Raw genomic sequence first — 6,446 nt, forward strand, 5'->3', positions numbered from 1 at the left:
TCAGCGACCTGCCGCAGCACGGCGGCCGACCTTTGAAAGGGAAGAACGGGAATGTCGAACAAACCGGAGCAGAACGAGCCCATCGCGATAGTCGGTATCGGCCTGCGCTTCCCGGGTGGGAACGAGTCTCCCGAGGGGTTCGCCGAGTTCCTCGGCCAGGGCCGCTCCGGTATCCGCCCGGTGCCCGAGGACCGCTGGGACGTCCCGGCGTTCAAGCCCGCGGATGCCGAGGAGAAGGGGAAGGTCCACACCACCGGGGCCGGATTCCTCGACCAGATCGACCAGTTCGACGCCCAGTTCTTCAACATCTCCCCCAAGGAGGCGAACTTCGTCGACCCGCAGCAGCGGCTGCTGCTGGAGACCGCCTGGGAGGCGCTGGAGAACGCCAACATCGACCCGGGGACGCTGCGCCACAGCAACGGCGGCGTCTACATCGGCGCCAGCTCGATCGACTACGCGCTGGAGATGGAGGGCCTGCCGTACGAGGAGCTGGACGGCCACCTCGCGGCGGGCATCACGCTGTTCCCGCTGTCGGGACGGCTGTCGTACTTCCTCGGCCTGCGCGGTCCGAGCCTGAGCGTGGACACCGCCTGCGCCTCCTCGCTCACGGCGATGCACCTGGCAGTCGAGGGGCTGCGCAGCGGCGCGACCGACATCGCGCTCTCCGGTGCGGTCAACTGCCTGCACCACCCGCGGATCTTCGTGATGTTCTCGCAGGCCAACATGCTGGCCCCGGACGGGCGTTGCAAGACCTTCGACGAGTCGGCGGACGGCTACGTGCGCGCCGAGGGCTGCGCCGTGCTGGTGCTCAAGCGTCTCTCGGACGCGGAGCGGGACGGCGACCGGGTGCTCGCGCTGATCCGCGGCACCGCGATCGGCGAGGACGGCGAGAGCGCCGGGCTGACCGTGCCGAACGGCACCGCCCAGGAGATCGTGATCCGCTCCGCGCTGCGCAACGCGCACCTGGAGCCGGCCGACATCCAGTACGTCGAGGCACACGGCACCGGCACCCCGCTGGGCGACCCGATCGAGATGGGTGCGATCAGCGACGTGTTCGCGAAGTCGCACACCAAGGAGAACCCGGTCACGGTCGGCTCACTGAAGACCAACCTCGGGCACATGGAGCCGGTGGCCGGCATCGGCGGCGTGATCAAGACCGTGCTGCAGATGCGGACCGGCACCGTCTTCCCGCACCTGAACCTCTCCACCCCCTCCGGCCGGATCCCGTGGGACTCCATCCCGGTCACCGTGCCGACCGAGGCGCGGCCGTGGAAGGCCGAGACCCGCCGCGCGGTGGTGAACAGCTTCGGCTTCGCGGGTTCCATCGCGGCCGCCGTGCTGGAGGAGGCACCCGCGGTCGAGGACATCGCCCCGGCCGCCGCGCCCGAGGAGCACGAGGGCGGCCACGTCTTCACGCTCTCCGCCAAGACCAAGCGCTCCCTCCAGCTGCAGGTGGAGCGCTACCGGCGCTACCTGGAGCAGCACCCCGAGCTGGACGTCGCGGACCTCTGCTTCACCGCCAACACCGGCCGCAGCCACTTCGCCCAGCGGATCGCCGGCAACGTGGCCGACCGCGAGGAGCTGGCCGCGCTGCTGGCCAAGCACGCGGGCACCGAGCCGGCCGGCCCGCGCGGCGACATCCGCAAGGTGGCGTTCCTGTTCACCGGCCAGGGCTCGCAGTACGCGGGCATGGGCGCCGCGCTGTACCGGCAGTTCCCGCTGTTCGCGGAGCACGTCGACGAGTGCGACCGGCTGTTCGCGGGGCACCTGGGCCGCTCGGTCCGGGAGATCATGTTCGACCTGGACGGCCAGGGCGAGGCGCTCGGGCAGACCCTGTACGCGCAGCCGGCGCTGTTCACGCTGGAGTACGCGCTGGCGAAGCTGTGGATGTCCTGGGGCGTGAAGCCCAATGTGCTGATCGGGCACAGCATCGGCGAGGTGGTGGCGGCCGCGGTGGCCGGCCTGTTCGGCCTCGCCGACGCCGCCGCGCTGGTGTCGGCCCGGGCCTCGCTGATGCAGTCGGTGACGGCGCCCGGCGGGATGGCCGCGGTCTCCGCGCCGGTGGAGGAGGTGGCGCCGCTGCTGGAGCCGTACCCCGACCTGGCCGTGGCGGCCGTCAACTCGCCGCAGCAGACCGTGATCTCGGGCGGCTCCGAGTCGCTGGCCACCGTGGTGGCGCAGCTGACCGACGCCGGGCTGACGGTCAAGCAGCTGAAGGTCTCGCATGCCTTCCACTCGCCGCTGATGGCCGAGGTGTTCGACGACTTCCGGGCCGCCATCGCGCACGTGCGGTTCCGCGAGCCGTCGCTGACCCTGATCTCCAACCTGACCGGCAAGGTGGCCAGGTTCGCGGAGCTCAGCGACCCGGAGTACTGGATCCGGCACATCGGTGAGGCGGTCGAGTTCTCCGCCGGGATGAAGACGCTGGAGCGGCGCGGCAAGCACGCGATCGTCGAGATCGGGCCGTCCCCGGCGCTGACCGGTGCGGCCAAGCAGTCGGTCACCCCGCAGGACCACCTGTGGATCGGCGGGCTCAGCCCGAAGGAGACCGCCGGCCGGACCATCCGGGCCGCGATCGCCCAGTTCTACGCGGCCGGGCTGGCCTTCTCCTGGAGCGGCTACCACGCGGGCCGCCCGCACCGGCTGGTGTCGCTGCCCGGCTACGCCTTCGACCGCAAGTCGTACTGGCTGCCGAACCGGGCCAACCGGCACGGTCTGCGGGCCGCCGGGGTGGACGGCCGCACGGCGAGCCACCCGCTGCTCGGCAGCGAGACCACCACCCCGGAACAACTGGCCGACGGCATCCGGGAGTTCAGCAGCTCGGTGAGCCCGACCCAGCCGGCCTACCTGGGTGACCACGTGGCCATGGGCCAGGTCGTCTTCCCCGGCACCGGCTACCTGGAGATCGTGCTGGCGCTGCTGGACGCGGTGCACGGCCACACCCGCCGGCCGGTGCGCGACGTGGGCTTCCGCGAGGCGCTGTTCCTGGACGAGGAGCGGGCCACCCGGCTGCGCACCCGGCTGCGGACCGGGCCGGACGGCACCGGCTCGGTGGAGATCATGTCGCTGGCCGAGACCCGGGACGCCCAGGGCGAGCCGGCCGTGATCGAGCGGCTGCACGCGGTCGCCGTGATCGGCGCCGAGGCCGAGGTGTCCGACGAGCTCACCGGGGCCGCGCAGGAGCTGCTGGCGCTGGCGGAGGCGGCCGAGCGGCCGGAGGACGTGCTGCGCGCCGAGGACGTGTACGCCGCGTACTCGGGCGCCGGGCTGGACTACGGCCCGGAGTTCCGGCTGATGCGCTCGGTGCACCGCTACCCCGGCGACCTGACCGTCGGCGACCTGGAGGGCCGCAGCGCCGGGGCGCTGGAGCACATGCCGCCGGCCCTGCTGGACGCGGCCATGCACAACATGGCGGCGCTGGCGGACGACGGCAACGACTACCTGCCGGTGCGCTTCGGCCGGTTCCGGCTGTTCCGCAAGCCGAAGGCGGACACCCTGCGCACCCTGCTGCGGGTGGTCCCGGCCGACACCGACGAGGTCGACCTGTCGGCCGACCTGCTGGCGCTCGACGGCGACCGGCCGGTGTTCGAGCTGAAGGGGCTCGGGCTGAAGCGGGTCGCCGAGACCTTCTCGGGCGCGCGCCGCAGCTTCTTCCACGAGATGCGCTGGGTGAAGCGCTCGCTCGCCGGGGCGAACAGCGTGGCCGGCCGGCACCTGCTGGTGGTCGGCCGGGACGCGGCCGAGTTCGAGGGCGCGCTGCCGCGCCTGGCCGAGCAGGGCGGGAGCCTGAGCTTCGCCGCCACCGCGGCCGAGGTCACCCGGGTGCTCGCCGGGCAGCAGGTCACCGACCTGGCCTGGTACTGGCAGCACGGCGACGGGGGCACCGGCGCCGAGGCGCTGCGGGCCGAGTCCGAGCTCAACTACCGGGCGCTGCTGGAGCTGCTGGCCGCCCTGGAACAGGCCGGTTTCGGCCGCAACCAGCGGCTGTGGCTGGTCACCGAGCGCTCCCAGGTGCTGTACGGCGACGAGCCGGGCAGCGGGTCGCAGCTGGCCGCGTCCAGCCTGTGGGGCTTCGGCCACACCCTGCTGAACGAGTTCCCGGCGTACCGCACCACGCTGCTGGACCTGCCGGGCACCGGTGGCCACCTGCCGCTGCTGGACGAGCTGCACGCCCGGGAGACCGGCGAGTTCCAGGTGGCGTACCGGGAGGGCTTCCGGCACGTGCGCAGGCTGCTGGCGGTCGACCCGCGGGCCAGGCAGGACGCCAACTTCGGGCTGGCCATCAAGGAGTACGGCCAGTTCGGCGGGATCAAGCCGGTGCCGGCGGAGGAGATCGCGCCGGTCGGCGACCAGATCCAGGTCGAGGTCCACGCGGCCGGCCTGAACTTCAAGGACGTGCTGAACGCGCTCGGCATGCTGAAGGACTTCGGTGACCAGCCGCTCGGCTTCGAGTGCGCAGGAACCGTGCTGGCGGCGGGCCCCGAGGCGCGGTTCGCGGTCGGCGACGAGGTGATCCTCAACTACCTCGACCTGTTCAAGCGGCGGGTCACGGTGCCCTCGGCGGTCGCGGTCCGCAAGCCCGCCAACATCGACTTCACCGCCGCGGCGGGCCTGATCTCGGTGTACGTCACCGCCTACTACGCGCTGCACCACCTGGCCGGGATCAAGCAGGGCGACCGGGTGCTGGTGCACGCGGCGGCCGGCGGTGTCGGGCAGGCCGCGGCGCACCTGGCGCGCCTGGCCGGGGCGGAGGTCTTCGCCACCGCCAGCCCGCACAAGTGGCCGCTGCTGAAGGCCCAGGGCATCGAGCACGTGATGAACTCGCGCACCCTGGACTTCGCCGACGAGATCGAGCGGATCACCGGCGGCCGCGGCGTCGACATCGTGCTGAACAGCCTGAACAAGGACTACATCCCGGCCGGTATGCGGGCGCTGGGCACCGGCGGCCGGTTCATCGAGCTCGGCAAGGTCGGCGCCTGGACCCCCGAGCAGGTGGCCGCCGAGCGGCCCGACGTGACCTACCACAACTTCGACCTGAGCGAGCTGCCGCAGGACCAGCTGATCCCGCTCAACCAGGAGATCATGCGCACCGTGATCGCCCTGGTCGAGTCCGGCCAGCTGCCGCCGATCGTGGCGACCGCGTACACCCTGGACGAGGTCGAGGAGGCCTTCGGGGTGCTCAGCCGGGGCGCCAACGTCGGCAAGCTGGTGCTGGACTTCGCCGGCGAGCGGGCGCCCGCCGCCCGCGAGGTGGCGATCTCCCCGGACCGCACCTACCTGATCACCGGTGGTCTGGGCGCGCTCGGCCTGGTCACCGCGGAGAAGCTGGTCGACCTCGGGGCCCGGCACCTGGCCCTGGTCAGCCGCCGCCCCGAGCCGGTCGAGGACGTCAAGCACCTGTTCGACCGGCTGGCCGAGCGGGCCGAGGTGACCGTGCTGCAGGGCGACATCGCCGAGCCGGCCGACGTGGCCCGGATCATGGCGGCGCTGGCCGGCGGTGCCCACCCGGTGGCGGGCATCATCCACTCGGCCGGCACCGTGGACGACCGGCCGGTCCCCGCGCAGACCTGGGAGAGCCTCGACGAGGTCTTCCGGGCCAAGGTGTACGGCACCTGGCTGCTGCACGAGGCCGCGGCCGCCCTGCCCGACCTGGACTTCTTCGTCGGGTACTCGTCGGCGGCCTCGGTGGTCGGCGCGCCCGGCCAGTCCAACTACGCGGCGGCCAACTACTTCCTGGACACCCTGCTGCACTGGCGGGCCGGGCAGGGGCTGCCCGCACTGTCGGTCAACTGGGGGCCGTGGGCCGAGGTCGGCATGTCGGCCCGGCTGGACGACTCGCTGATCAAGAAGTGGGAGGACGAGGGGATCCGGCTGTTCACCCCGGCCAAGGGCACCCGGGCGCTGGCCTCGGTGCTCGGCCGGCCGGTCGCCCAGGTGGTGGCCGGTGAGGCGGACTGGGACCGGTTCACCGCGGCCAAGCCGGTCAGCGACGCGCTGTACGAGCTGCTGGTGAAGGCCGGCGCCGACTCGGCGCGGACCCTCGACCTGGACGCGCTGACCGCCCTGCCGAAGGCCGAACGGCTCGTCGTGATCGACGAGTTCGTCCGCTCCAAGGTGGCCGACGTGCTGCACTTCGAGGACGCCGACGCGATCGACTCGTACACCGAGTTCGTCCAGCTCGGGCTGGACTCGCTGGTGGCGGTCGAGCTGAAGAACTCGCTGGAGGCGGCCTTCCGGGTGCCGCTGCCGCCGTCGCTGGCCTTCGACCACCCGTCCGCCGGGCAGCTGAGCGAGTTCCTGGAGCAGCAGATCACCCCGGCGCCGGCCGCGGCCTGACGCCGGTCCGGTGGGGGCCGCAGCCAGCTGCCCGGCGGACGGGTGGTCGAAGGCCAGCGACGGCGGCAGCGGCACCCGGACGGCCGCCTCCAGCGAGTTCTTCAGCTCGA

General features: G+C 72.5%; 1 protein-coding gene. It reads left to right on the top strand.

The window, feature by feature from the left end:
- Positions 1-51: 51 nt before the first annotated feature.
- Positions 52-6,336: an SDR family NAD(P)-dependent oxidoreductase gene (locus AB0D08_RS19965; protein WP_359890276.1), complete on the top strand. Its 6,285-nt coding sequence runs from the start codon at positions 52-54 to the stop codon at positions 6,334-6,336.
- The last annotated feature ends 110 nt before the right edge of the window (positions 6,337-6,446 follow it).

The organism is Kitasatospora sp. NPDC048540, assembly GCF_040651175.1.
Taxonomy (GTDB): domain Bacteria; phylum Actinomycetota; class Actinomycetes; order Streptomycetales; family Streptomycetaceae; genus Kitasatospora.

Excerpts from the sequence above, each read along its gene's own strand:
- AB0D08_RS19965 (WP_359890276.1), top strand. The coding sequence starts at position 52 with ATGTCGAACAAACCGGAGCAGAACGAGCCCATCGCGATAGTCGGTATC.